Genomic DNA, 26,025 nt, shown 5'->3' with positions numbered 1-26,025 from the left:
AATCTCCCGGCCATTTCTGGCTTAGGAGACCCCCATGATGAAGCGGATTTTCCTCGCTGCGATCGTTGCCAGCTTTGCAGCGGGCTCGGCCCTTGCGCAAGAAACCTGCGAAAGCAAGGCTGTCGGCAAGGACGGCAAGCCGCTGGCCGGCGCCGCCAAGACCTCGTTCCTGAAGAAGTGCAAGGAAGATGCCTGCGCCCCCAAGGCCGTCGGCTCCGACGGTAAGCCGCTCGCCGGCGCCGCCAAGAACAGCTTCATGAAGAAGTGCGAGACCAGCGCGTAAGCGCGCAGTCCGTTCCCGGCTTTTTCAGCGAGCCATCACAAACGAAATGCCGTCATGGCCGGGCAGAAGCGCGTCTTCGCGCGAGAGCATGATCCGGAAAAGTGCGAAGCGGCTTTCCGAGAAGATCATGCTCAAACAATAAGCTAAAGCGCGATGACGATTCATCCCGATCGCATCGCGCTTTAGACCTCCCGGCCATTTGGTTCTTGTGCCTTCCCCGCCGCCAGTTTTCTGGCACGCGCCGTGCGCGTAAAGCAAACTCCTCGCGACCCTAGACAGAACGCAGCGGCTGACGGATGATGCAACGCTGAGCGAACCGGGGCGCATCGACGAGGCTTCCAGCAAAGGATGGGCGAGATGTTGCAGTTCCGCGTGCGTGATCACATGATGGCGACCATGAGTGTGCTCTTTGCGCTGCTCATGATTGTTGACGTTGCCGACGCCAGAGGCCCTGGCCTGCCCAACGTCATGGTTCTCGCAACCGGCGGCACGATCGCCGGCAGCGGGGCGAGCAGCACCACAGTCGTCGGGTATACCGCAGCCACGGTGGGCATCGAGACCCTCTTGAACGCCGTCCCCGAGTTGAAAACGGTGGCCAACGTCAAGGGCGAGCAGGTCTTCCAGATCGCCAGCGAGAACATGAACAATGATTATTGGCTGAAGCTCGCCAAGCGCGTCAATACGCTCCTCGCACAGGACGACGTGGACGGGATCGTGATCACGCACGGGACCGATACGATCGAGGAAACCAGCTATTTCCTGAATCTGGTCGTCAAGAGCAAGAAGCCTGTGGTCGTCGTCGGCGCGATGCGGCCATCGACAGCGATCAGCGCGGACGGCCCGATCAACCTCTTCAATGCGGTGATCCTCGCAGGCAGTGAAGAAGCCGTCGGCAAGGGCGTGCTCGTCGCCCTCAACGATCAGATCAACGCCGCGCGCGACGTCACCAAGAACAACACGTCCACGGCAGACACCTTTCGCACGCCTGAACTCGGCTTTCTCGGCTACATGCAGGGCAACAAGCCGTATTTCTATCGGCAATCGACCCGCCGGCACACGGCGGATTCCGAATTTGACGTGTCCAACCTCGATGTCCTGCCTCAGGTCGACATCGTCTACGGCTACGCCAACATGAACCGGGTTGCGATCGACGCCTTTGTCGCCGCCGGCGCCAAGGGGGTCGTGCATGCCGGCGTGGGTGACGGCAGCCTGGCCCGCCCCGCGGTCGAGCCGGCGCTGGACGAAGCCCGCAAGAAGGGCGTTGTGATCGTTCGCAGCAGCCGTGTCGGCAACGGCATCGTCGCGCGCAATGGCGAGGCCAAGGACGATGAGCACGACTTCGTCGTCTCGGATACGCTCAATCCCCAGAAAGCGCGCATCTTGCTGATGCTGGCGTTGACCAAGACGACCGACACCAAGGACATTCAGCGGATGTTCTACGCCTATTAATTTAGAACCTCGGCTAGTCCCGCTTGAAGCAGCGGTCATCACAGACCGCACGGCGTCGATGGCGAAGTGCTGCGCGAGATCTTGCGGTAGGCGATCGCGCGAAATTCGGGCTACGCGGTCGGATCTCGTAGGGTGGGCAAAGCGGAGCGTGCCCACGATCTGCCGCAGATCAGAACGAGATGGTGGGCACGGCGCGATTTGCGCCTTTGCCCACCCTACCAGAGCTCCGTCATTGCAAGGTCCGCGGCCCCCTCACTAGCTCCGCAACCCCGGAGCCTCCTGCCCGGTGCGCGCGACATATTCGGTGTAGCCGCCGCCATATTGGTGGATGCCCTCCGGCGTCAGCTCCAGCACGCGGTTCGACAGCGTCGCCAAAAAATGCCGGTCGTGGGAGACGAACAGCATGGTGCCCTCGAAATCCGCCAGCGCGTTGATCAGCATTTCCTTGGTGGCGAGGTCGAGATGGTTGGTGGGCTCGTCCAGCACCAGGAAGTTCGGCGGATCGAACAGCATCTTGGCCATGACGAGGCGCGCCTTCTCGCCGCCCGAGAGCACGCGGCAGCGCTTCTCGACATCGTCGCCGGAGAAGCCGAAGCAGCCGGCGAGCGCACGCAAGGAGCCCTGCCCCGCGGTCGGAAACGCGTCCTCCAGCGACTGGAACACGGTGCGCTCGCCGTCGAGCAGATCCATCGCATGCTGGGCGAAATAGCCCATCTTGACGCTGCCTCCGAGCGCCACCGTGCCCTGGTCCGGCTCGCTCGCGCCGGCCACCAGCTTGAGCAGCGTCGACTTGCCGGCGCCGTTGACGCCCATCACGCACCAGCGCTCCCGACGGCGGATCATGAAGTCGAGCCCGTCATAGATGCGCTTTGAGCCATAGCCCTTGTGCACGTTCTTGAGCGCGACGACGTCCTCGCCCGAGCGCGGCGCCGGCAGGAAGTCGAACGCGACGCTCTGGCGGCGCCGCGGCGGCTCGACGCGCTCGATCTTGTCGAGCTTCTTGACCCGGCTCTGCACCTGCGCCGCATGCGAGGCGCGCGCCTTGAAGCGCTCGATGAACTTGATCTCCTTGGCGAGCATGGCCTGCTGGCGCTCGAACTGCGCCTGCTGCTGCTTCTCGTTCTGCGCCCGCTGCTGCTCGTAGAATTCGTAATCGCCGGTGTAGGTGGTGAGCGAGCCGGAATCGATCTCGATCACCTTGGAGATCACGCGGTTGATGAACTCGCGGTCGTGCGAGGTCATCAGCAGCGTGCCTTCGTAATCGTGCAGGAATTTTTCCAGCCAGATCAGGCTTTCGAGGTCGAGATGGTTGCTCGGCTCGTCGAGCAGCATGACGTCGGGGCGCATCAGGAGAATACGCGCCAGCGCCACGCGCATCTTCCAGCCGCCGGAGAGTTTGCCGACGTCCCCGTCCATCATCTCCTGGCTGAAGCCGAGGCCGGAGAGCGCTTCGCGCGCGCGGCCGTCGAGCGCATAGCCGTCCAGCTCCTCGAACCGGTGCTGCACCTCGCCATAGCGGGCGATGATCTCGTCCATCTGGTCGGCCTTGTCGGGGTCGGCCATATCGGCCTCGAGCGCGCGCAGCTCGGCCGCGACCTCGCTGACGGGACCAGCTCCGTTCATCACCTCGGCCACCGCGCTGCGGCCGGACATCTCGCCGACGTCCTGGTTGAAATAGCCGATGGTGATGCCGCGATCGGTCGAGACCTGCCCCTCGTCGGGCAGTTCCTCGCCGGCGATCATCCGGAACAGCGTGCTCTTGCCGGCGCCGTTCGGTCCGACGAGACCGATCTTCTCCCCCTTGTTGAGGGCCGCGGAGGCTTCGATGAACAGGATTTGGTGGCCGGCTTGCTTGCTGACGTTGTCGAGGCGGATCATGAGTGTCTTTGGGGGGATTTTTGCGTTGCAGCGTCATAGGGCATGCGGGGCGTGAGGGGAAGCCCGGCGGGGTACGGATCGGCGACCGGCTTCGGCCACCCACTCGCTATGGGCAAGAGCCTGCCGGCGCGCTGGTGGAGGCCTGGATGGCAGGTGGGGCGCGCGCTGCCGGCGTGAGGAACCGCGTGCGGACCTCCTCCCGTGGGCTTCAACCCGTTGCACTAAGCTTCGATGGAGCCGCGATCACGGCCTTGAACAGCTCAAGACGTTCTTTGATGAGTTGTTCGTATTCGTCCAGTGCAATAGACCGATCGTCCACCCGAAGCAGACCACGAGAGACCGGTACTAGAAGATCTCCCGGATGAGAGCCCCGCAATGCATTCAATGCTGTCACATCTCCTCCCTGCGGCCCGAGCCCTGGAGCTAGAATGATGGCGTTCGGCAGCAGGCTACGAAGCCGCTTTCCTTCTTGTGGAACTGTCGCGCCTATCACGGCCCCGACCGGATTGAGGCGCGCCCCCTGATTGCAATCCTTGCCGACAGTCGCGATCAAGTCAGCGAGCCGATCGGAAATAAAACGGTTTCCCGTCATCCGGTCTTGTAACCAGCCTGCACCGGGATTCGAGGTACGGCAGAGGACGAACAAGCCCTTGCCATACCTGCGAACACAATCGAGGAATGGCTCCAAAGTGTCTGGTCCCATCATCGGATTAACGGTTAGGCAATCCGCCTCAAAGTCGCCGCTGCCACCAGCAGTCCCAGGCGTGAGGTAGGCTCGCCCATACGCCGCGGCGGTCGATCCGATATCACCGCGCTTCGCATCAAGAATCACGCCCATACCCGCACTCCGAGCCCGCTTCATTGCCAACGACAAGGCATTGAGCCCTGCAAGGCCATATGCCTCGAAGTAGGCAGATTGGAATTTCACGAAGCCGACCCGACCAATGGTCCGGTCCAGGACGAAATCAAGGTATCGGGGCAGCCAATCGAGGCGCCCGCCCTCGCTCTCGAAAGCCGCGGGAACATCTGGCAGATATGGATCAATGCCTACGACGATGCCCCCGTAGCTCGACGCATTCGCTTGAACGATGTCAGTCCACGCCTCGGCTCGCATTCCGTCTTCCTCCACCCATTTGGCAACACATAGCCGATCAGCGATTGAGTATCCATCGCAGCCGAGACCTTCGAGCGCCGGCGCGTTGCCGCGGCGCATCCGCGCCACGATGGACTTCCTCGCAGCACGTCTGTCGGCCCTGCGGATATGAGTTGCGGCTCATGATGCAGGGCCGGCGATGCACCCGTGCATCACGATCGCCAACTCGATGACAACGGAGTTACGACGAGCAGCACCGCGCTCTACCCACCCTACGAGCTGAGCATAATAACGACGACAGCGAAGCTCTACGCCAATGATCATTGCGATGATCGAGATGGCATGAACATCGTCTTTCTCTAGTTGCGGTCTTTGCAGCTAAGCGATTGGACGTGCTTTACGAAAAAGACCGTCCAGACGACTATGCGCCTAGAGTGATCTGGATCTGGGAGCCCCCTGCACAAGATCCGGCAACGGAGCGGAAAACCCGAACATCCTGATGCTGTGCAGCAAGGGGTGGTCCATCAATTTTCCGGGTTGGCGTCCAGCTCCCTGAGAGGAGCGGACTGGGGCCGGTCACACTTGACATGCCACGACAACCTAAGGGAGCATCTGGCGTTTTTTCATCATTTGGAGATTGCCGCGATGACTACCATCCACATGGACTCGTCCGTAAGCCAGACTGTCACCCGCGCCGTTTTGAACGGGGGAGTTCTGGTCTGCACCAAGTCCAGCGACAAGGACGTTTACTCTCATTCGATTTGGGCGACCGAAAGCAACATTCGGCAGTTCACGATGCACGAAGGTGACAGTATCGTCATCCCACCGGGTTCGACATTGACCATCTGGATATTCCGCAAGCAGCCAGGAAATTCGACTTGGACCATGGATTTTGAACTCAAAGAAAAGGCTGCTTGATGCGCCTTACGAAAAGGCCGCTCTCGGGCAATCCGTGAGCGGTCCCTTGACCGGAGTCTCCGGCATTCTGGAAGGCGGCCCTCCCAGCGCCGCCATCCTCGCGATCATCTCGCCGCTTACCAGCCAGTCATAAATCGCCGCAGTCTCCTTGTCACGAAATGCGCAAGCTCACAGCTCCTACCGCCGGCGAGCGATCCACACTCCGGCCAGGAAGGCGACAAACAGCGACCGTAGAGGCGCTTTCATCGTGACCTCTCGCAACCGGTCAGCCCATCGCCTGGCGGAATCCAGCGAAGGCGAGTCGGGTTGTGGCTTGGCCGCTCCGGAACCTGGCCGCGGGCTTGAGATCTGCTCCAAGCCGTCCTGATTGGCTGCCAAGCCGGAGGCTTCCGTCATCGCCGCAGCTTCCTTCATGTCCATGCGCGTGCTCCAATCCTGCTGCGGTTGGGGAACAACCACCTGATCTCAGCGCCTTCGGCTCTGGCGGCGGCATTCATGCGAACTATATGGTTTGTCAAACGTCCGCCGCATCACTCCCTTGAAGAAGCCCTTGCTGATCTTTCTGTTCCTTGTCTTGGCACCGCTGGCCGCGTCGGCGGTGAGATATTTCTGGCTGGGCGATGGCCGCCAGAATTGGCAAACCGCCGATCGGTCGAGCGCAGGTCTTCTGCTTCCCGCTGCCGATCATCCCGAAGCCGTCATACGGGTGTTCGGGGCGCGAACGGTGCGGTGGCGCAGCATCTTCGCGGTTCACACCTGGATCGTCGTCAAGGAGAAAAATGCCCCGACCTACACCCGCTATGACTACACGGCGTGGGGCGAACCGATCCGCACCAACGGCTTCGCTCCGGACGGGCGGTGGTTTGGCGCTGCGCCAGAAACCATTGTGGCCGTCAACGGAGAGCGCGCCGAGGTGCTGATCCCAAAATCCGATACGTGATCGAAAACTACCAGTTTCGGTCCTATGGAGATTATAGCGTCTGGCCCGGTCCCAACTCGAACACCTTCGTGCAGGCGGCCCTCGATGCCGTCCCCGAGCTCAGGGCCGTGCTGCCGCCGACCGCGATCGGCAAGGACTTCCCGTACACGGGTAGGTGGGTCGGCCTGACGGCGTCCGGCACGGGTATCTATGCTTCGCTTGCCGGATATGTTGGCTTTTCCGTCGGCTGGGTCGAAGGCTTGGAGATCAATTTCTTCGGCGCCGTGCTCGGTCTCGATATCCGACGCCCGGCGCTCAAGCTGCCTGGGCTTGGCCGCTTCGGGGTGACGCCTGGGCTCTAGGAGGCAGAGATCCCATGATGCCTAACAAGCTGGCCATTTTTAGGAGCATCGAAACTCGCCAACGGATCATAAGCCGTCATTCGACACTAAGGCGGCCTCAATCCGTTCACGGCGGCAAAAATGCTGCGACTGATCCGACGACTTCGCTGCTAGCTGCCGGTTGATGGGATCGGACGAAAATGAAACGAGAGGTCACGGGTATATCCGCTTCGGCTCGACCATCCTGGCCGATTAGGATCAATCCGGCGCCGCCATTTGCCACATTCAGAATAATCGGCTCGCCGCTCCATGTCTTGATCGGCTCCATTCCGATGATGAGAAATTCGCCGACAGGTTGGTCGAAATATTGGATGCGCAATTGCGGGCCGACTTCGGCCGCAGCAAGCTTAAGGCCGACCTGCTGGGCGCGTGCGTATACGTTAGCCAGGGTCACGGTGTCGAAGGTAAACCCAAGCTGCGCAGGTGATAAATGGACGAGCTCGACATTTGTCTTCTGAGAGCTAACGGTGAACGCCGGCCGAGCAAGGATTTCTGCAGCCTGACCACCGACACTGCAGCCCTTGCTAGCGAGCTCGTTGCGCAAGGTAAGTGAGTTGGCGAAGGTACCTATCGTGATCGTCTTCCAGGTCGCAACGTCACGAGCGGACCTGATAGGCTGTTCGGACGCTGGGGCCGAGTGCGTCTTGGGCTTCAGCCGGTTCTGCAAGACATCGCGGGCTGCGCATTGCGCGGACGCGGTACTCGCGAAAGGAACGACGCAGGCGGCTTGGAGTATGCAAGCCAAAAAGTAGCTGCAAACTCGCCTTGCGCTTGAACGGCCACTACCTGCCGCGCACCGGGCTCGGCTTCTGAAAGTAGACATGGCGATGGCTTTTTCTAGTTGAACAAAAAAGCCCGCCTCCGAGTCAATGGGAAGAACGGAGGAAAATGACGTCAATCAACATTCTCCGGCCGACTTTGAAATGCGTCCGGAGGCGGGGCCTATGGCTAGAATATTCCAGTTTCCAAATTGGCAGGCGGCAGTCCGTAAGCCTGATAACCCGCCCGTCCCATCAGCCCTAAGGGCAATGATGTCGCTCGAACATAGCACCCGGAACAAATCGGCTCAACGCCAAAGTCGGCTATCGCTCAAGGCTGCCTCAGCAGTTCCGCCCCGGCGAAATCGAAACTGCCGCCGCCATGCCCGACGGCGAACAGTACGCCGCGCTGAGCGGCGGCTTCCCGTCCTCGACGTGCAGACATTTCCCGAAGCGGCTCGAGACCGGCGCCGACTCTATCTCACCGAGAACGGCGCCTGATAAGGCCGCCCGAAGGGCACGCCGTTGATGACGGTCTGGATCGGCTTGAGCTGGGCTTTCCCTTCCCTCCTGTTGTTGCGCGTGTCGACGAAGCTGACCGGTCCCTCCACCAGCTCCATGATCGCGACGTCGGCGGGCGCACCGACCTGCAGCGTTCCGATCTTCGGCGCGCGATTGATGATCTTCGCCGGCGCCGTCGTCGCCATTGCGACGACCTGCTCCAGCGTGAAGCCAAGCAGCATGAACTTGCTCATCACGTTGGGCAGGAAGGGAATGCCCGGCGAATTGCCGGAGAAGACGTGGATATCGGACGAGATGGTATCAGGAGCGCATCCGCCGGGGATCGCCACTTCCGCCACGGTGAAATCGAAGCTGCCGCCGCCATGTCCGACGTCGAACAGCACGCCACGCTGCTTGGCTGCCAGGGCCGCAGGCAGCAGCTTGCCGTCCTGGACGATATTCGTGAAGACGCTCGACATGTTCGGGGCACCCGAATAGGCGTGCGTCAGCACGTCGCCCGGGCGCATCAGGTCGAGGATCTGCGACATCAGCTCCTTGGACTCGACGCCGCCGATATGCACCATCATCTTCGCCGGCCAGCCGCACATCTCGCAGGCCTGGATGCCGCGCTTGAGCGGCTCGAGCCCGTGCTTGAAGATCACGTTTTCCGACATGCGCACTTTGACCCCGAGGAGGAAGTCCGAATTCTCGGCCAGCGCCATCGCGCAGGCTTCGGTCTGCGCGGTGTCGATGTTGTAGAGCTCGGCGACGGGGAACGCGGACAGGCCGTTATTGGCGATGTGGACGAAGGCGTACATCCGAGCCCGCGTCTGGGCCACGATGAAACGGCGCAACGCCGCCAGATTGTTGACGCCGGCATCGCCCGCCGACACGACGGTCGTCGTGCCCTGGAACTGGACCAGCTCGTCGGCGGGAATGCCGATGGCCGAGCCGTAGGGATAGACGTGACAATGCAGATCGATCAGGCCGGGCATCACGAGCTTGCCCGAGGCGTCGATGCTCTTCAACGCGCGCTCGGCGGGGATCGTCTCCTGGACGGCCTCGATCACGCCCCAGCGGATGCCGATATCGCGCCTGGCGCGCAGCGACTGGCTCGGGTCGAGCACCTCGCCGCCGCGGATCACCAGGTCGTACTTGTCGTTCGGCCCCATCGTCCCGCGCGCGGGCGCGGCGAGCCCGACGGCTGCGGCTGATGTCGAGAGTGCCAGGAAATCGCGGCGTGACAACGCAGGCATGATGGTCCCCCCTCTGTGCTTTTGTTGGTAAAGGCAAACCTTGACGCGCGGATCGGCGACCGGCGCCGCGTCCGAAACCAAAAAGGATGCCGTTGGAGCTCGGGCCTCGTCGCCCGGGTGATCCAATCCTATGACCACACTCCCGCGTTGAGGAGCTGCGAAATTTTTCTATCCTCAGATGAACCTTCTTCGACAAGCATCGACTAAGCGAGCGCTCGCACCGGGGCCTAGTCATTTCGTCGATCCGGCGGAGGTCAGGCATGGACCACGAGGCGACATGCAGGCGGATGTTACTCTATGAACAGCAGCCCCTCTTCTTATCGCCGTCAAACGCATTTACAGCGTCGAACAGCCGCTTCCCTGGACTAGCCATGGCTGGAAATCGAAAGTGACGTCGAGCACGAAACGAGGTCTTCGGCTTCGAAATAACCCAATGGTGTCCACTACCGGCACCCAATGTTTGAGCGCGACTGCTGATGCTTGCGCGGTGCCGTCGCTTCAAGCAGCAGCTCTACTCCATTCTGGCTGAGGCGGTCAGAAGCACTGGCTAAGAGCTCACCACGAATGTCCTTGCGCTCCCGTCAATCCCAAGGCCCCCTCGATGGGCTCGGCCCTCGGGTACCCTTCCAAGCCTTCGTCTGCTTCGGGTCGAAATCGGCGATACAGAGTCGCAGAAGTGTGTCTTCCGACTGGGGCCGAGGAGAGCTTAACCTGCATCAGGGAGTCTTCACCGGCGGTGGAACCCCGCAACCGTAGAGGAACGACGAGGAATACGCCTCATTGTCGGAGATCGATGGCGATCCTTGCTCTCCTCCCAAGTTGACTTACCCGGTCAGCACTGCTGGCCGGTTTTTTTCGGAGCCGAATATCCGCCGTGGTCACGAGCGGCGCCTTGGGACGATTGATCGAGACTAAGCCTTCTCAAGTCCGAAAGAGGCGTGCTGTGCAGCGCAACGCTAAAGGTGAGCGGAAACGGGCCCATTGCCGCACACCATCCGGGGGCCAAGTCGCGCTGCGAGTGCAGTGATGCTGGAATCATTCTCTAAGTTCGGCGAGCAGTGTCGCAGAAGAAAGCGGACCCCGCAAAGCGTCTCCTTCCTCCACACAACGCGACAGACGAATATCCCGGAGTGACTGTCGAACGACAGCGCAAATTCGTTCGCGAATATGTAGTACGGCGTGGAGATGCAGGCTCCCAAGGCGCTGATGTCCCGCACCATGCAGGGATGAGTCCCAATGATTTCACCGAATGACAGCCGCGCCGCCCGGTTGATCGCTATCCGCTTCATTGCACGACGTTCGATCATGGCGAGACTCCGAATGAAGAAGCCAACCTAAAATGCGCTTTCTCGCGCGACGTCGGGACCTGCAATTAAATCACATCCGGCTGACTTCGGCATTATTTAATTGATTAAATAATTTGTTGAGCCGCTCGCACTTGACCCGCGCAATGATGCGAGTTCCAATCTAAATGCTGATTTGTGATGAGTCGGGGATTGCCGTGGGTATTTACTTGCTCTCACTCGCGGCGTGCGTTGTCGGGGTTCTTCTGTTCATGGCATTCCATCGATAGGGCCGACAACGGACGCAAGCGTTACCGTGAATCCTCAGCCCAAAGCCGAAATTAATAATCTCGGCCGGTTGATTTTGACTGTGCACGAATGAGCGCGTTCAATTCCAGACATTGGAGGCGAACGTGTTATTCACTCTTTTGCTCGTCGTTCTCATCGGCGTCAGTGCAGCGGTCCTAATCGCCCATGCGATCGACGCCATGCGTTCGTGAGGTTGGGCTTGCGATTGGATCCCTCGCAGGTCCAAGTCAAACGGCTCGCGCGTGTCAAAGTCTCCGATTTCGCTGTCCAAATGGTTTCAGGCCATGGAGCAGTGGAACGCTTCCGCAAACCTCCGGACTCGGGATTTTCGGGAGGCTTCTGGCCAGGGCCGCTCTGGCGGCGTGGCATTGAGCTGACGAGGGTCGGCTAATTTGGAGTACTTTGTTCCGGTGCCCGACCTGAGGTCCCACTCTCCTCGCCTCGCCGCTGTCTGAGAACTCGCGCAGACCCGACCGATATTCTGATCAAACACAATTGTGTTGTTGCGCCACAGGCTCCTGACGAGCGCACAATCGCGTGGCGAGGCGCTTCAACTCGCAACGCGAACGCAGCACGTCGCATTCGAAACCGATCTGAACTCCGAACCGAAACAAATGCCCGTTAATTCGCCTGAGGAACCCTAGTTGACTGCCCTTAAACGATAATTTTGATTATGACCGATAATGATGATGACTCCAGCACAACATTAAACAATATGTTGAAAACAAAATATAATGGGAGGTTGGAATGGAAGTTGCCCGCCGGTTTCGCGCAATGGCGTTGCTTTGCCGACAGAGTGCCGCGCGCTATCCCGAGAGAAGCTGGAAGCTGCTCGCAGAGGCGGAGTATTGGGAACATTTGGCGGCCACTGCTCTGACTCACTGAACTTCGGCCGGCTGAATTTTGTCTTTTCTCTTTTTATGAACTGCCTCGAGGCGTGCCATGTCCAGTATGCGTCAAGTTTATACTTGTGCTGTTTTGAGCGAGCGACTCCACGCACTCGTGGCGGAGCTTAGAGAGGTTGAAAAGCTTCGAAGCAAGCTCCGACGCGTAGAGGCCAGAACACTCAGAAGGCGGCGTGTCGGACTAGGTCGCGGAGCAAGGGCCGCAAGCTAACTCGGCGGCGAGATCCGCCGTCTATTCAGGATGGAGCGGTCGTACGGATTCCCGTTCGACTTCGAACTCCTGAATTCATGGATCTCGTGACGGCGCGTCAGGTAACGTGCCCGGCGTATCGCACTCTCGGTGGGCGCAATCGCACCGCGTCCCGAAGTATGCGGCTCGAGCTTAAGACTGACAGGCCCCCCAGCGCCATCAGCAGCACGCCTAACCAGGGCAGCGCCGAGCTCCGCTCCTCCTCGACCACGCTGATCGCGATAGCCGGCGGATTCGACGAAGGCCCTGCGTCAGCGACGGGCCCCGCCGCGAGAGGCTGCTTTACATCGGCTTGGCCAGGCACTGAATGTTCGGGCGCAGCGAGCTCCGCGATGGAAGCCGCCCAGGTCGGGGCGGCGCGCGTACTGAGCTCCGAAGCGGCATCAGCTACCTTGAGTTCGAGCGCCGGCGGCGTCGCCGAAGTCCCCTCGGCCGGTGCCGACCTCGGTAACTCCGCGCGCGCATCAATCACCGGGCTTTGCCTGTGCCGCCCAGCCTCATTCCTGTCGGGACTGGCGCCGCCTTTCGCCGCGCGATCACGAACCGACTTTCGCACGACTGCGATGCCCTCGGCCAGGAACCAGCACTTGCGATGGCCGTCCCGCCGATACATCCAGCGCTGGCGTGGGCCAGACGAGTTGCCGGGCCGCAGCAAGCATTCTGGTTGCACCGGCGACGTTGCAGCGGGCTCGCGAGGACCAGTATTGAACAGGTCGGTGATGGGATTGGCGGACGCAGGTGCCGCCGAAACAGCTCCAACAAGAACCAAACTGGCAAAGCAGAATCGCAAATGACCGGACATCGAAAACTCCCGGTGTTGCCCCCATCCGGCACAAGCCTTCGCGGCAAGATGGGCTCTCATGCGGCTTAAATTGGGCGATGCGATGATTAATTTTGCGCTCGGCTATCCAAATTAATAGGTCGGTCCAGCTCTAGCAGGCTGCAAAAGCGACGAAATCGAGCCACCCGCGAGCGCCGAGCGTCGCCCGCGTCCTTGTCCTCACCCAATTAAATGTTCCGCCACGATATAACCGCCGTCGCGCCTTTCTCCCTGCTACCTCGCACTTTAATGTGGATTGTACGGCTAATTTTTAAATGTCGGGTTGTCTGTCCCTTCATTTTACGGCTTGTGTGACTGGCCTTCTCACCAGAACCGGATCTGTGCCATGAATGCCGCGCAATTCAACTCGCTCTCGCTTGACGAGCTCTGGATAGTTCACCAGCAGGTTACGGCCAGCCTTACTGAGAAAATCCTGGTGCAAAAAGCACGATTGGAGGAACGGCTCCACAAGATTGGACTCGCCAACGAGACCATACGGTTCGATCGTAAGCGTCGTCCCTACCCGCCGGTCCGGCCCAAATATCGTAATCCGAACAACCCCGCAGAAACGTGGTCGGGTCGCGGTAGGCCACCTCGCTGGCTGCAACCGCAGCTTCGATGCGGCCGGAAATTAGACGACTTCTTGATCGAGCGGTCTTCGCTCAAAGGCGGCAGACGAATTTAGCGCCGCGGTCTCGTGCGCTGAAAAACGGCTAGCGCAAAGAAGTACTGCTTCTTCAGCCTTGCGCCTCCGAAAGTCGCCTATCGACTTTCGGCCTTTAATGCGCCCAGCGTGCCCCAGCGCGTGCTGGACCTGATTTGCCGTGAGCGAGGCTGTCAGGCGCAAGCCTCGCTTCCCCGCGAGCGCGATGCCTTCGAGCTCGCCGCTGTCTTCATTGCAGGTTCCTGAAAATCCGATGCCGACCTCGAGGCCGCCGAACGCGGGGGTTCTCGCCTTTCGCCGGCCGCGCCAATGGCGGACGTCCGGCTGCATCTTTGCTGCGCTGCGACAAGCGCGAGGATATCGGCTGCCAACAGATCAAATGGAGCCGCCTAAGACCAATTGTGCGACACCGGTGCGCTTGTCGGACGCCGGCCATGCGTCCAAACTGTGATCAAAGTCGCTGGAATGCGGCATACCTCCAGCGGTTAACAACGACAAGCGCGCTGAAGCGCGTTCGAACAACCAGGCCGCCAGGGAGGGACGTCCATGAGCTCAAAGGCTGAGAAGACCAGATCCACTCGTCGCAAATTCTTGCTGACGGCCGGCGCGGCCGGCGCCGCCACCGTTGCCATGCCGCAAGTCAGTCGGGCGCAAACGGTGGCCCTGAAGATGCAGGGCTCGTGGGGCAAGGCCGATGTCTTCAACGAGATGGCCGAGGATTATGTGAAGCGCGTCAACGAGATGGCCGGAGGTCGGCTGCGCATCGACTATCTCGTCGGCGGTTCGGTCGTGCACCCGTTCCAGGTCTTCGATGGCGTTCATGGCGGCCAGCTCGACGCTGCACACACGGTCACTGTCTACTGGTACGGCAAGCACAAGGCCGCCTCGCTGTTCGGTACCGGCCCGGTGTTCGGCTTCAACGCCAACGAAGGCCTCGGCTGGATCCACAACGGCGGAGGCAAGGAGCTGTTCGAGGAGCTCCAGACCAAGATCATGAACGTCAACATCAAGAGCTTCTTCGCCATGCCGATGCCGACCCAGCCGCTCGGCTGGTTCAAGAAGCCCATCACCAGCGCCGATGACCTCAAGGGTTTGAAGTATCGCACGGTGGGCCTGGCCGCCGACCTCTTCCAGGCGATGGGTGCATCCGTCGCGCAGCTGCCCGGTGGCGAGATCGTGCCCGCGATGGAGCGTGGCGTGATCGACGGGTTCGAGTTCAACAATCCGACCTCCGACCGGCGCTTCGGCGCGCAGGATGTCGCCAAGAACTACATGATGGGCAGCCATCATCAGGCGACCGAATATTTCGAGATCATGTTCAACCGGACGAAGTTCAACGCGCTGCCGAAAGAACAGCAGGCGATCCTGCAATACGCCGCCGAAGCCGTGTCCTCCGCCAACGAATGGAAAGCCATGGATTACTATTCGAAGGACCTGCAGGAGCTGATCAACAAAGACAAGGTCAACGTCCAGCGGACGCCGAAGTCGGTGTTCGACGCCCAGATCAAGGCGTGGGACGGTCTGATCGCCCAGCTCGGCTCGGATCCGTTCATGAAGAAGGTCATGGACTCGCAGAAGGAATGGGTGCGCCGCGTGGTCTACTACAACATGAACAACGCGACGGACTACCGCGGCGCCTTCGAGCATCACTTCCCGGGGGTTCTCAAGGCGTGACGACCTCGGCGGCGCAGCACTGACGCTGCATGATGACGGGTGGCGCTGTGCAAGCGCCGCCCGGGCACCAAATTGGTTGGGGGACATCCGGATGTGCTACTCGCCGCGGGCCAAGCTCGCATGAGAAATTTCCTCTTCTTCATCGACGAACTCAGCACCTGGGTCGGCAAGGCATTCGCCTGGCTGATCCTCATTCTCAGCATGTCGGTAACCTACGAGGTCTTCGTCCGCTATGCCTTGAACGCACCCACCACATGGGCTTTCGATTTCAGCTACATCACCTATGGCGGTCTCTTCCTGATGTCGGGTGCCTATGCGCTGGCGCGCAACAATCACGTGCGCTGCGATTTCATCTACAGGACGTGGGCGCCACGCACCCAGGCGACGATCGATCTCGTTCTTTTCGTCCTGTTCTTTCTTCCGGGCGTTCTCGCGCTGGTCTATGCTGGCTTCAACTACGCCTCGATGTCGGTTCGCTTTCGCGAAGTGAGCGTCTTCAGTCCGGCTGGCATCCCGGTCTTTCCGCTCAAGGCACTGATCCCCCTCGCCGGCACGCTGCTCCTGATCCAGGGCGTCGCCGAGATCATCCGATGCATCCTTTGTATCCGCGACGGCCAATGGCCTCAGCGACTGCATGACGTCGAGGAAATGGAAACGGTCATCCTGCACCAACAGCAATATCTGGCCGAGCATGACCGGCAGGCTCCGTCCGTCCGCACAGGGGGCTCGGCATGACCGATCCCCAACTCGGCATTTCGATGCTGATCATCTTCATCTTTCTGATCGTGCTGGGATTCCCGATCGCCTTTACGCTGATGGCGATGGGCGTCAGCTTCGGTTTCTACGCCTACTACGTGCCAGGCCAGGAGCTCACGTCCAATCGCGTATTTACGCTGCTGGTGCAGAAGGCCTTCGAGGTTTCGTCGAACGACGTCCTGATCTCGGTCCCGGTCTTCACCTTCATGGGCTACATCATTGACCGGGCGAATATTCTCGATCGCATGTTCCGCGCCCTCCAGCTTGCGATCGGCGGTCTGCCCGGCTCGCTTGCCCTTGCGACCATGGTGGTATGCGCCCTATGGGGCATTGCCTCCGGAATCGTCGGTGCGGTGGTCGTGTTGATGGGCCTGCTGGCGATGCCGGCAATGCTGCGCGCAGGCTATGACAACAAGCTGGCGTCGGGCGTCATCTGCGCCGGCGGCACCCTGGGCATCCTGATTCCGCCGAGCGTGATGCTGATCCTGTATGCCGCAACCGCAGGCATTTCTCCCATCAAGCTCTATCTTGCCGCCTTCATTCCCGGCTTCGGCCTGACCGCCGCCTACCTCGTCTACATCATGGCACTTGCGACGTGGAAACCGGAGCTCGCGCCGAAATTGCCGAAGGAGGAGCGTAGCGCGCCGCTTGGCACCGTGCTTTACGAAGTGCTGGTATCGTTCATGCCGCTGACGATCCTGACTTTCGTCGTGCTCGCGGTGATCTTTGCAGGACTGGCCACTCCTACCGAATCGGCGGCGATCGGCGCCTTCGGCGCGCTGCTGCTCGCGATCGGCTATGGCGCTGACTATTCCAAGCGCCACAACCTGCTCATCCTGCGCAGCTACGCCGTGATCATGACGGCCGTTGTCGTCTGGCTGATCGGCGTTCGCTACTTCGGCCTGCCGCGCTTGAACGCAGTCCCTATCGCCGCCGCGGCCCTGACGATCCTCGTCATGTGCGCGCTGCTTCCGAACAACGCGTTTACCATGGATAAACTGCGGGAGTCGGTTTTCCTCACCGCCCGCACCACGGCAATGGTCTGCTGGCTGTTCGTCGGCTCGGCGATCTTCTCCTCGGCATTCGCGTTGCTGGGAGGGCAGGCCTATATCGAGCAATTTGTCGTCGGCCTCGGCCTTTCGGCGTGGCAGTTCATGCTGGTGGCCCAGCTGATCATCTTCTTGCTTGGCTGGCCACTGGAATGGACGGAGATCATCATCATCTTCTTGCCGATCTTCCTGCCGCTCCTGAAGCAGTTCGGCATCGATCCGCTGTTCTTCGGCGTCATGGTCGCGTTGAACCTGCAGACTTCGTTCCTGTCGCCGCCGGTGGCAATGGCACCGTTCTACCTGAAGGGTGTCGCGCCATCGCACGTAACGATCAACCAGATCTTCTCGGGCGTGATGCCCTACATCTGGATCGTGGTGGCGTTCATGGTGCTCATGTACATCTTTCCGGGCATGGCGCTTTGGCTGCCGAACTACTGGTCCCGGCTATGAGAACGAGCTTCCGCAGAATTGAGGACGAAGCGAGATGAGTCTCTGCGCACTGCGTCTCACCGAAGCTGCGGCCGGCATCCGCGACGGCCGGTTCAGCTCGGTGGAACTTGTCGGCGACTGCCTCAAGCGCATCGATGAGGTTGATCACGACATCCATGCGTGGGCGTTCCTCGATCGCGACCACGCGATGCGGCAGGCCGAGGCTGCCGACGATCATCGCAAGCACGGCAAGGCCGTAGGCCCGCTGCATGGCGTGCCCTTGGGCATCAAGGATATCTTCGACACTGGCGACATGCCGACGGAATTCGGATCGGACCTGTGGGCCGGACGCACGCCGCGTCGCGATGCGGCGGCCGTGGCGCGTCTGCGGGCGGCAGGAGCCGTGATCCTCGGCAAGACGGTGACCACCGAATACGCGTACTACAATCCCGGCAAGACGCGAAATCCGCACAATACGGCTCACACGCCGGGCGGATCGTCCTCGGGCTCCGCCGCGGCCGTTGCGGCGCTGATGGCACCAGGTGCCATCGGCTCGCAGACCAACGGCTCCGTGATCCGTCCTGCCGCCTTCTGTGGCGTGGTCGGCTTCAAGCCCACGCATGGCCTGATTCCGCGCAGCGGCGCGCTCGAATTGTCGCGCACGCTCGATCATGTCGGCGTGTTTGGGCGCAGCGTCGAGGACGTGGCCCTGCTCGCCGAGGTCCTGGTCGGCTTCGACCAGGAGGATCCGGACACCCGGCCCGTTGCGTGTCCGCCATTCACCGCCGTAGCGGCGAGCGAGCCGCCGTTACCGCCGCGATTTGCCTTCGTGCACTCTCCGGTCTGGGATCAGGCCGAGCCGGTGACGCGGGATGCCTTTGCCGAGCTCATCGAGATTTTGGGTGACGCGTCGAGCGAAGTCGAGCTTGGCCCTCGCTTCGCCAAGGCCGTCGATATGCATGGCATCATCATGGAAGTCGACATGGCGCACAATCTGCGGCGCGACTACGAACGAGGCGGCGACAGACTGAGCACCCGGCTGCGCCAGGCGATCGAGCGCGGCCGCACGCATCTCGCGGTGGATTATTGCAACGCACTGTCCGGGATTGCGCCGCTCAATCAGGCGCTGGACCATATCTTTGACGAATACGACGCCATCCTGACGCCCGCAGCCCCCGGCGCGGCGCCCGGAATTGAGACGACCGGCAACCCGATTTTCTGCACGCTCTGGACCTATCTCGGCGTGCCCGCCATCAGCCTGCCGTTGATGAGCTCCGAAACCGGCCTTCCGCTGGGCGTTCAGCTTGTCGGCCGCCGCGGAAACGATGCCCGCCTCTTGCGCACGGCGCACTGGCTTGTCAGGGCTAGTGGCACTCGGTGCAAGGTCCCGAGCGCCGGGGCGAAATCGGCTCCCGGTGCGGCGAAAAGGAAGATGCGATGACCAACGTGATCACCGGGATCATCGGCCTTGCGCTTGTCCTGGCGTTTCTTGGAATCCTGGTGGCCTGGATCAAGGCCATCCCGCTCATCATCATTGTTGTCAGCGTCATGGCGCTGGCAGTGATCGATTTCGTGCGATCCTTGCGGATGAACGGCGGTCTCCGCTGACTGCCGGTCTGGCCGGCGCGTAGGATGGTGGAGCGCCGGCGAAACCCATCGCTCCCACCATACGACGAAGCATGATGGGTTTCGCAAGGGCTCACCCCATCCTTCGAGCTGAAATGCGAACGCAATCCCCGACAGGACAACCCGAGTTCTTCCTTGGGTCGAACAGGAAAGTGACAGACAGTCGGACCTTTTCCGCGGCATCCCTTGGGCGTATCAGCGTCGATTTCCTGATGCTACACTTCCTGCTCCCTGCCGATTAGGAGGACGAACATGCCCGATAGCATCTACAAGGTCATTGAACTGATCGGTACCAGCACCGACTCATGGGAGAAGGCGGCCGCCAATGCGGTCGAGCAAGCTGCTAAATCTCTCCGGGATCTTCGCGTTGCAGAGGTCATCAAGCTCGATATGCAACTGGATGACAAGGGAAAGGTCGAGGCCTATCGCGCCAAGCTCAACGTATCGTTCAAGTTCGAGGGCTCCTGAGCCTCAGCACCGAGGATGGCTCGTTGGCAAGGCGCGTTGCGCGGTCCGCCCGGCCGGACGCGAGGTCCATCGCGGAAGTTGGCACTAGTCCGAGCGCGACCGAAATGCTTTGATGCGATTGGGCGTATGGCACGTGGTGCCCCATGTACATGGTCATTCGCAAGTACAGCAAGGTTCGTTCGGTAGCGGACGCCGCTCGTCGCGCAAAGAGCGGCGTTGGTGAGATCCTGAGGCAATCGCCGGGATTCAGATCTTACCATGTGCTGGATGCGGGCGACGGTGTCGGCATCGCCGTCATGATATTTGACGACCGCGAAAGCGCCAACGCAGCGAACGCCAAGATACTGGCATTTGTTCAAGCCAGTCTACCCGACCTCGATCTTGGAGTTCCCGAAATCTCTGCCGGCGAGGTTTTGGTGAACATAGAGCCCAATGGGTCCTCGGGCATCAAGTAGCCGAAAACGCTGCCGGCTAGCCTGACGCCCGCTGATGGTGCAATCAACCTGATCTGCATCGCGCTTGCGGCGATCGAGCCCTGCCACCTGAATGAGCCGGCCAAGAATTTGCGAGCGCACGTATTTGTCGAGGAGCACAAAGGCATGAAGCAACACACCTCCGAAGCAGTTTCCACCAGAGCGATCGGCTGGACACTACTCACGCTGATGCACATCGTGATGCCGCCCCGGGATCCCGATGAAGACGATGAAGACGATGAAGACGAGGACGACGAGGACGAAGACGATGATGATGGACCGGCGGTCGTGCGCGAGCCGGAAGAAGACTAGACTGGCCCGGGTCCGGCAGTCGGTGTTATAATATGTTTCATGGGATGGGATGCGAAAGACATAGCGCTTCTGAAAAGGCTCTGGTCCGCAGGACAGAGCGCGGCGCAGATTGCGCGCCATCTCGGCTGCAGTCGTAACGCGGTTTGCGGTATGCTGAATCGTCTGGGCCTGAAGCGCGGTCACAAGCCGCCCACAGCACGGCCCCAGATCAGGCCGGCCCCGAAGCTGAGGCCGTCGTCGGCAGCCTGCGCCCGTCCAATCGCGCAGAAGGTGTCATCGAATACAGCAGAGAGGAAGCAGACAAAGGAATTCAGCAGGCAGCAGCTTTACGCCGTTCTGGCTGAGGCGGTCAGAAACACTGGCTAAGAGCTCACCACGAAGTCCTTGCGCTCCCGTCAATCTCCGGCCCGCCGCAGCCACCAACGACGCGTTCTGCGAACGCTCGGATCAATACCCACCGCGAGATTGGCCAGGCTTGTTGGATAGGCCATCGCGCCCTTCGTTGAAGGCAGCGCTCGCGCTGCCGATCGCCTGGAGCGCCAGCGACGCCCCAGCCGCCCGTCAGGAACGTATTGGCTGACCGATCCCAAGAAGATTGCCTTCGCTGTCGCGGAACCACGCATCTCGCTCACCGGTGCCCTTGCTGGGGTAGTTCCCGGTTATTTGGGCAATCCCCTCGACCGTCTTCAGACCAGGCAGATCATATTCCTCGAATTTGACTCCTCGCGCGCGAAGCTCGCGCACTGTTGCTTTGATATCCTCGACTTCCCAGCCCATTTGCGTATGCGTGCCGGATTGCGTGCCAGCTGAGACGAATATCGCAAACTCGCCATTTGCGCAGACATAGCGCAATCCGCCTTCGCGCTGTTCGATCGGCTCAAGGCCGAGTTTTTCGGAATAGAACGCCCGAGCCCGATCCAGATCCTTGGCTGGAAGGCGGGCGGCCACTTTCGCTTTCAATAGCATCCTTCTCTCCTAAGCTCAGTCGATCTCTCAATTAGGCCGAACTTGGCATCGGACCGCTTGCTGACATTGGCGAGGGCGACCCATCAGGCCTGCTTCACCTCACGACGCCGGCATCCGACGTTCGTGAGCACTTGCCCTACGCCCGTCGCATCAGCTTGAGCGAGGCTGCCAGCCGCAAGCTTCGCTTCCCTGCGAGCGCGATGCCTTCGAGCTCGCCGCTGTCTTCCGTGCAGCTCCTGGAGACTCCGATGCCGACCTCGAGGCCGCCGAACACGGGGTTCTCGCCTTTCGCCGGCGTGTGCTCCAGGTTCAGCATCTCGCCCTTCCAGCGGCCATCCGCCGGGGAATAGGAGCCGAGGTAGTGGAAAAACGCATCGCCTCCCAGGATGCGCCCGTCGATCAGCAGCATCACGCCGGACAATCCGGCATCGACGCACCTGTTTAGGCGACGGGTAGGTCTCCCGAAACCTCAAAGGCACGATCAGCGTCAACAAACTCAGGGAGGGCTTCACGCGGGTTTTCGGAGCTGTCGTGAGGAAGCCATCTCGACCTCAGCCTCTTTTATTGTGTTGAGAACGTTTCTCACGGACGCTTCCCAATTAGATTCAAGATCGGGATCGGCTTCGATCCGCGGTGGACACAGTAAGTAGACGGGGCGAGCATCGTCGAGCCGTGCTTCGGAGCGACGCGTCGCAGCATAGGCCAACACGCGTCGGGCATCCTTATGGTGAAGGAGCAATGGGATACCAAGTGCGACGAGTGCCATCATCATCGCTACCAGGGCGTCGAGTGACAGCGTTGTCGACGCGTCGTACTGTTCAATAACGGAGGGCGGGTTGACTTGAGCGACATCCGCCGAGGCATCTACGAATGCCGCGCCGATCGTTTGCTCGCTTTCGCGCTCGATCGCGGCTGGCGGGGTGATCTTGACCACATCCGCCGACGCATCTACCGGCGCCGCCCCAGTCGTTTGCTCTTCCTTACGCTCGATCAAGGATGGCGGCGCTACCTGTACTTCGACTCGTGAACGATTTACCGGTCGGCGGGCAGCCGTCGCATCGCCCTCCCCGCGACGCGCGTCCAATGAGGTTCGCGTCCCGAACGATTGCACAGATTTCTGGCCCGACAGAATCTTCCGCATGTCGTGCGGCCCGACCCTTGTTCGCTGAGCCTTGTGAAGCCTGTGGAGGTCAGACACGGGCGCCGCGTGCCTCCACATATCCCACCGCAGCCGGGGCGCGGGTCCGCGGAACGGATAAAAAGTATCCTCACGAATCCAGCCACCACCAGACCGGGCCTTGCTCCTTTGAATCAGCTGCATGTTCGTGCCGAGCCGGCTGGAATAGGGCAAGCTGGATGCACCAGCATCATGATGGCCCCCGCCATAACTGCCACCAGCACCACCGGCACTACCGCCGCCAGCTCCAGCACCACCGGCGCCGCCGGCACCACCGCCGCCAGCTCCAGCACCACCAGCGCCGCCGGCACCACTGCCACCAGCTCCAGCACCCCCAGCGCCGCCGGCACCACTGCCCCCAGCTCCAGCACCACCAGCGCCACCGCCACCACTGCCACCAGCTCCAGCACCACCAGCGCCACCAGCCCCACCGGCACCACCGCCAGCTCCAGCGCCACCAGCACCACCGCCGGCGCCCCCGGCACCCCCCGGCACCACCGCCGCCACCACCACCACCACCGCTCCCGTGGCCAAAGGCCTGGGTGATGACCGGCGGGCCAATCAGGGTGATCAACAACGTTGCTATGACCGTAGACTTGATCACCGACCTGAGCATATCTGCCTCCAATGCGCCCTACTCTTTGGCGCGGCAACACTCTTCAGAGGCCAATAGGTCGCCAGAAGCTGAAAGTGGCCGAGTTCATTATGCGCTAAACGGCGCTTACTGATGCCCGGGCCAGCCTTTCATCAGATCAATTTCGGGTCGTGCTTCTGCTCAGCCTCAAGCACTCGTACGCGAAGCGCTTCCAGTTCGGCGAGCTGAGAAGCGAGCGCTTCGAAACGGTGACGAAGAAGAGCAGCAGCGGCAGCAGCATCCGCCCAGGGATTGCCCGCAGGCACCTTGGCCGATTTGAAGAGATCGGCCCGCGGGGCCGACGAGGAAGTCTGGATATGGTGGAGACCACCCATGGCCGGGTCCTCCGCGTGGCGACGTACCTAGGGTTCGACCCTGAGCACGTTCCCCACTGATTTCGTCGCGAGAAGAGATGGAGCGGCAAGCCGCGCCCCGGAGCGACCCTCAGCTAATCTCACCGTGTTTGTGATGATGGTGTTCGTGGGACCCCGCGCCCTCCCCGCCAGACGCCGCGACCGAGTTGATGTCGACATCAGCATGGTCACGGCAGGAGGAGTTACGGCGGCGAATTTTCCGCAGGTCTTCAAAAACTCGCGCCGGTCGTCGTGTTCGTATGAGGACATCGCGCCTCCTCATGACTCTTGCAATTAAACACGTCCGCCAATCTGAGTAAATTAAATAAAGTTAATCGAGTTCAATCACTAAATATAACAAACCCCGAGTCCCGCTAAAAACCGGCTTCGCGTCCTAGTGCTTCGCCGGGGAGTTCTTCGCCGGTTCGTTCGAGTTTGCTCCTTGGCCGAGCTGATCGAGCCGCCGTTCGAGCTCGCGCTTTTCTGCAACGAGTCTCGCCGCGAGGATCTGATCGACCTGCGTGTGCAGCGCCCACAATTCATCCATGGACAACGCGTCAAGGTATTCTCGATCCATGCCAGCCAGCTCCGTACGGATAGAACGAGTTTGGGCCCTAGGGCCCTTGCATGCGCAACGCCCTGGCCAAAAGTTCCTCGGGTATGCTCGTGATTTACCGTATTTAATATTTCCAATAATTAACCTGTATTAAATCTAGGATAATGAATTCTTCCCGTGAAGTGCTTTTGGGGCGAGAATTAAACCAACGAGCAGCCCGAAAAACGACGTGCTGGACAGAGAGGCGACGACAAAGGATGCCTTGCGGTGTGCATGACGCCACTGCTCACCTCGGAAGCGGACAATGCGACGAGCAGAGCGGAGGTCAGCCACCAGCCAAGGGGAGACGTCAGTTGATGGCTTCGGCGCTCACAAGGACGGACGGCGGGATGGTGATACCAAGCGCGCCCTAACCGAGAAAGTCCGCGCGACAGCAGAGCCGCAGGGGTCGGTGGTCTCTCCATGCAGGAAAAACCCGGTCAGCAGTGCTGGCCGGGTTAGTCGAGGGAGGGACATGTGTCATCGATGTCGGGCAACAAGGCTTATTCGGAGCCGTTCCTTGCGAACTGCTGCTTTCCTTCCATTCTTGAAGAGTTGCTGATGCAGGTTAATCGCCAGTCGAGCAAGGAATTGCCACTGCACTGGACCCTTGACCTTGAAAGAGCAGTTGCCTTCGATCGGCTTGCTGCCGTTGAGAACGACGCCGTTCTGAAAGCTGATCTAGCAGCTGATCTGGGACGCCAGGCAAGGCATACCGACAGCTTGCTGCGATACGGGCGGAAGGAATGGGTCTACCCGCACCTAGCCAACCCGAGGCATGCAGCTCACGAAGCGGACATCCGATGCCAATGAGTGTGCGCCCTACGCCCTTCGCATCAGCTTGAGCGAGGCTGCCAGCCGCAAGCTTCGCTTCCCTGCGAGCGCGATGCCTTCGAGCTCGCCGCTGTCTTCCGTGCAGGTCCCGGAGAATCCGATGCCGACCTCGAGGCCGCCGAACACGGGGTTCTCGCCTTTCGCCGGCGTGTGCTCCTGGTTCAGCATCTCGCCCTTCCAGCGGCCGTCCGCCGAGGAATAGGAGCCGAGATAGTAGAAGAACGCATCGCCCCCGAGGATGCGTCCGTCGATCAGCAGCATCACGCCGGACAATCCGGCATCGACGCCGTCGAGCGCGCTCAGCTTCATGCCATAGAGCCCGTTGGCGATGCCGCCCGGTCCGACCGCACCGCTCGGCGGCAAGCCCTCGTCGTCGAGGCGCGTGAGATTGGCCCAGAACCTGGCACCAGGCATGGTGTCCGCGCCGCCCTCGAGACGGATCTGGTTGCCGTAGAGCCGGCCGCGCGCCCGGATCGAGGCGACGTCGGCACCCATCAGCGGCTTGTAGCCGGGGTCCAGGTTGTGCCGCTCGGTGATGACCTGGGCGATGATCTCGCCGTCGCGCTCGACATAGGTGCCGAGATGCGCAAAGCCCGAATTGCCGCCCAGCATCTTGCCGTCATGCAAGCACATGATGCTGCAGCCGAACGCATCGTTGACGCCGTATTCAACCTTGTAGAGCCCGTCCAGCAATGCAATTCGCCCGCAAAATCAATATGGAATCGAGGGCTACCTAGCACCGCTGCCGCACCGATTCCATCCGGCCTTTCCGCGCAGGGGCCCTGCTCGAAAACGTCGGTGGCCATGATACTACTATACCCCTGTTTTGCCCGACGGGTCAAACGAACTTCGTAAAATCCGCAAGCGCGAATTTCGCTGTGATTTCAGCGGGGGCCCTACTGTGCATGGGGTTGTTTTCGGAGTTTTGTTTTTAGCGGCCCGGATGAGGGCCGATGTTCACCTGCCCGATGCGCGCCCATTGCGACTGGCCG

General features: G+C 60.9%; 29 protein-coding genes and 2 pseudogenes. 15 read left to right on the top strand and 16 right to left on the bottom strand.

All coding sequences use genetic code 11. The features are described from left to right. The first annotated feature begins 34 nt into the window (after window positions 1–34). Window positions 35–283: a hypothetical protein gene (locus DCG74_RS22475; RefSeq protein ID WP_172788524.1), complete on the top strand. Its 249-nt coding sequence runs from the start codon at window positions 35–37 to the stop codon at window positions 281–283. A gap of 24 nt (window positions 284–307) precedes the next feature. Here DCG74_RS22475 and DCG74_RS22470 read toward each other — a convergent pair whose 3' ends face one another. Next, a complete protein-coding gene (locus DCG74_RS22470) occupies window positions 308–667 on the bottom strand; it encodes a hypothetical protein (RefSeq protein ID WP_172788523.1) in 360 nt (119 codons plus the stop codon). Window positions 668–679: 12 nt separating this feature from the next. Between DCG74_RS22470 and DCG74_RS22465 the strand changes: the two genes are divergently transcribed. Continuing rightward, window positions 680–1,732 (top strand): type II asparaginase, encoded by a 1,053-nt coding sequence (locus DCG74_RS22465; protein WP_172788522.1) that lies wholly within the window; start codon window positions 680–682, stop codon window positions 1,730–1,732. A gap of 255 nt (window positions 1,733–1,987) precedes the next feature. Here the strand turns inward: DCG74_RS22465 and DCG74_RS22460 are convergent, their stop codons facing one another. Next, a complete protein-coding gene (locus DCG74_RS22460) occupies window positions 1,988–3,610 on the bottom strand; it encodes an ABC-F family ATP-binding cassette domain-containing protein (protein WP_172788521.1) in 1,623 nt (540 codons plus the stop codon). Between the two features lie 208 nt (window positions 3,611–3,818). Then, window positions 3,819–4,823: an orotidine-5'-phosphate decarboxylase gene (gene pyrF / locus DCG74_RS22455; RefSeq protein ID WP_246708994.1), complete on the bottom strand. Its 1,005-nt coding sequence runs from the start codon at window positions 4,821–4,823 to the stop codon at window positions 3,819–3,821. A 525-nt stretch (window positions 4,824–5,348) separates the two neighbouring features. On the opposite strand from pyrF, the gene DCG74_RS22450 reads away from it, so the two are divergent. Beyond that, complete coding sequence (locus DCG74_RS22450) at window positions 5,349–5,621, top strand: hypothetical protein (protein WP_172788520.1); 273 nt, start codon at window positions 5,349–5,351, stop codon at window positions 5,619–5,621. A gap of 177 nt (window positions 5,622–5,798) precedes the next feature. Here DCG74_RS22450 and DCG74_RS22445 read toward each other — a convergent pair whose 3' ends face one another. After that, a complete protein-coding gene (locus DCG74_RS22445) occupies window positions 5,799–6,041 on the bottom strand; it encodes a hypothetical protein (RefSeq protein WP_172788519.1) in 243 nt (80 codons plus the stop codon). Between the two features lie 130 nt (window positions 6,042–6,171). Here DCG74_RS22445 and DCG74_RS22440 point away from each other — a divergent pair. Continuing rightward, window positions 6,172–6,902 (top strand): annotated as a pseudogene (locus DCG74_RS22440) (DUF3750 domain-containing protein). A gap of 106 nt (window positions 6,903–7,008) precedes the next feature. Here DCG74_RS22440 and DCG74_RS22435 read toward each other — a convergent pair. From DCG74_RS22435 to DCG74_RS22425, 3 genes are all read right to left on the bottom strand, one after another. Next, the gene (locus DCG74_RS22435) at window positions 7,009–7,839 is read right to left on the bottom strand and encodes a hypothetical protein (protein WP_246708990.1); all 831 of its coding nucleotides are present in this window, start codon (window positions 7,837–7,839) and stop codon (window positions 7,009–7,011) included. 336 nt (window positions 7,840–8,175) lie between these two features. Further along, complete coding sequence (locus tag DCG74_RS22430; RefSeq protein ID WP_172788518.1) at window positions 8,176–9,456, bottom strand: amidohydrolase family protein; 1,281 nt, start codon at window positions 9,454–9,456, stop codon at window positions 8,176–8,178. Window positions 9,457–10,412: 956 nt separating this feature from the next. Next, window positions 10,413–10,763, bottom strand: a complete 351-nt coding sequence (locus DCG74_RS22425; protein WP_172788517.1) for a PilZ domain-containing protein — start codon at window positions 10,761–10,763, stop codon at window positions 10,413–10,415. A 2,606-nt stretch (window positions 10,764–13,369) separates the two neighbouring features. On the opposite strand from DCG74_RS22425, the gene DCG74_RS22420 reads away from it, so the two are divergent. Next, window positions 13,370–13,708 carry an H-NS family nucleoid-associated regulatory protein gene (locus DCG74_RS22420; protein WP_172788516.1) on the top strand — a complete coding sequence of 113 codons (339 nt, stop codon included), beginning with the start codon at window positions 13,370–13,372 and terminating at the stop codon, window positions 13,706–13,708. On the opposite strand, the gene DCG74_RS39025 is transcribed toward DCG74_RS22420, so the two are convergent. Further along, window positions 13,655–14,017, bottom strand: a complete 363-nt coding sequence (locus DCG74_RS39025; RefSeq protein ID WP_172788473.1) for a hypothetical protein — start codon at window positions 14,015–14,017, stop codon at window positions 13,655–13,657. The genes DCG74_RS22420 and DCG74_RS39025 overlap by 54 nt on opposite strands. A 216-nt stretch (window positions 14,018–14,233) precedes the next feature. Here DCG74_RS39025 and DCG74_RS22410 point away from each other — a divergent pair, with 216 nt between their 5' ends. The 9 genes from DCG74_RS22410 (at window position 14,234) to DCG74_RS22370 (ending at window position 20,840) form a co-directional block, all read left to right on the top strand. Continuing rightward, window positions 14,234–15,361 (top strand): TRAP transporter substrate-binding protein, encoded by a 1,128-nt coding sequence (locus tag DCG74_RS22410; RefSeq protein WP_172788515.1) that lies wholly within the window; start codon window positions 14,234–14,236, stop codon window positions 15,359–15,361. A 39-nt stretch (window positions 15,362–15,400) separates the two neighbouring features. After that, entirely contained in the window at window positions 15,401–16,096 is a 696-nt protein-coding gene (locus DCG74_RS22405; RefSeq protein ID WP_306557873.1) for a TRAP transporter small permease subunit, read from the top strand. Then, window positions 16,093–17,616, top strand: coding sequence for a TRAP transporter large permease subunit (locus tag DCG74_RS22400; RefSeq protein WP_172788514.1), 1,524 nt, complete (start codon window positions 16,093–16,095; stop codon window positions 17,614–17,616). The genes DCG74_RS22405 and DCG74_RS22400 overlap by 4 nt, the downstream gene beginning before the upstream one ends. Window positions 17,617–17,650: 34 nt before the next feature. After that, window positions 17,651–19,036, top strand: coding sequence for an amidase (locus DCG74_RS22395; protein ID WP_172788513.1), 1,386 nt, complete (start codon window positions 17,651–17,653; stop codon window positions 19,034–19,036). Then, window positions 19,033–19,203, top strand: coding sequence for a hypothetical protein (locus tag DCG74_RS22390; protein ID WP_172788512.1), 171 nt, complete (start codon window positions 19,033–19,035; stop codon window positions 19,201–19,203). The genes DCG74_RS22395 and DCG74_RS22390 overlap by 4 nt, the downstream gene beginning before the upstream one ends. A gap of 270 nt (window positions 19,204–19,473) precedes the next feature. Then, window positions 19,474–19,689 (top strand): dodecin family protein, encoded by a 216-nt coding sequence (locus tag DCG74_RS22385; RefSeq protein ID WP_172788511.1) that lies wholly within the window; start codon window positions 19,474–19,476, stop codon window positions 19,687–19,689. Window positions 19,690–19,832: 143 nt separating this feature from the next. Then, entirely contained in the window at window positions 19,833–20,144 is a 312-nt protein-coding gene (locus tag DCG74_RS22380) for a hypothetical protein (protein ID WP_172788510.1), read from the top strand. A gap of 144 nt (window positions 20,145–20,288) precedes the next feature. Further along, on the top strand, window positions 20,289–20,474 hold the full coding sequence (locus DCG74_RS22375) for a hypothetical protein (RefSeq protein WP_172788509.1): 186 nt from the start codon (window positions 20,289–20,291) through the stop codon (window positions 20,472–20,474). A gap of 39 nt (window positions 20,475–20,513) precedes the next feature. Further along, window positions 20,514–20,840, top strand: coding sequence for a GcrA family cell cycle regulator (locus DCG74_RS22370; RefSeq protein WP_172788508.1), 327 nt, complete (start codon window positions 20,514–20,516; stop codon window positions 20,838–20,840). 195 nt (window positions 20,841–21,035) lie between these two features. On the opposite strand, the gene DCG74_RS22365 is transcribed toward DCG74_RS22370, so the two are convergent. The 7 genes and pseudogenes from DCG74_RS22365 to DCG74_RS22340 all read right to left on the bottom strand — a co-directional run bounded on the left by DCG74_RS22365 (window position 21,036) and on the right by DCG74_RS22340 (window position 24,157). Next, complete coding sequence (locus tag DCG74_RS22365) at window positions 21,036–21,440, bottom strand: VOC family protein (protein WP_172788507.1); 405 nt, start codon at window positions 21,438–21,440, stop codon at window positions 21,036–21,038. Window positions 21,441–21,576: 136 nt separating this feature from the next. Then, window positions 21,577–21,885: pseudogene (locus DCG74_RS22360) on the bottom strand (GrlR family regulatory protein); the annotation flags it as partial. 63 nt (window positions 21,886–21,948) lie between these two features. Further along, entirely contained in the window at window positions 21,949–22,581 is a 633-nt protein-coding gene (locus DCG74_RS22355) for a hypothetical protein (protein WP_172788472.1), read from the bottom strand. A gap of 170 nt (window positions 22,582–22,751) precedes the next feature. After that, window positions 22,752–23,075, bottom strand: coding sequence for a hypothetical protein (locus tag DCG74_RS22350; protein ID WP_257187385.1), 324 nt, complete (start codon window positions 23,073–23,075; stop codon window positions 22,752–22,754). A gap of 289 nt (window positions 23,076–23,364) precedes the next feature. After that, a complete protein-coding gene (locus tag DCG74_RS22345; protein ID WP_172788506.1) occupies window positions 23,365–23,586 on the bottom strand; it encodes a hypothetical protein in 222 nt (73 codons plus the stop codon). A 27-nt stretch (window positions 23,587–23,613) separates the two neighbouring features. Further along, window positions 23,614–23,874 (bottom strand): hypothetical protein, encoded by a 261-nt coding sequence (locus DCG74_RS39020; protein WP_373569492.1) that lies wholly within the window; start codon window positions 23,872–23,874, stop codon window positions 23,614–23,616. 124 nt (window positions 23,875–23,998) lie between these two features. Then, entirely contained in the window at window positions 23,999–24,157 is a 159-nt protein-coding gene (locus DCG74_RS22340; protein ID WP_175421754.1) for a hypothetical protein, read from the bottom strand. A 528-nt stretch (window positions 24,158–24,685) separates the two neighbouring features. Here DCG74_RS22340 and DCG74_RS22335 point away from each other — a divergent pair. Then, window positions 24,686–25,012 carry a hypothetical protein gene (locus DCG74_RS22335; protein ID WP_172788505.1) on the top strand — a complete coding sequence of 109 codons (327 nt, stop codon included), beginning with the start codon at window positions 24,686–24,688 and terminating at the stop codon, window positions 25,010–25,012. Between the two features lie 9 nt (window positions 25,013–25,021). Here DCG74_RS22335 and DCG74_RS22330 read toward each other — a convergent pair whose 3' ends face one another. Next, window positions 25,022–25,726: a GrlR family regulatory protein gene (locus tag DCG74_RS22330; protein ID WP_172788504.1), complete on the bottom strand. Its 705-nt coding sequence runs from the start codon at window positions 25,724–25,726 to the stop codon at window positions 25,022–25,024. Window positions 25,727–26,025 lie beyond the last annotated feature (299 nt).

The sequence above is a fragment of the Bradyrhizobium sp. WBAH42 genome, assembly GCF_024585265.1.
Lineage (GTDB): Bacteria > Pseudomonadota > Alphaproteobacteria > Rhizobiales > Xanthobacteraceae > Bradyrhizobium.
Note: the sequence above shows the minus strand (reverse complement) of the source record. Positions and strands in the feature narration are given on the sequence as shown.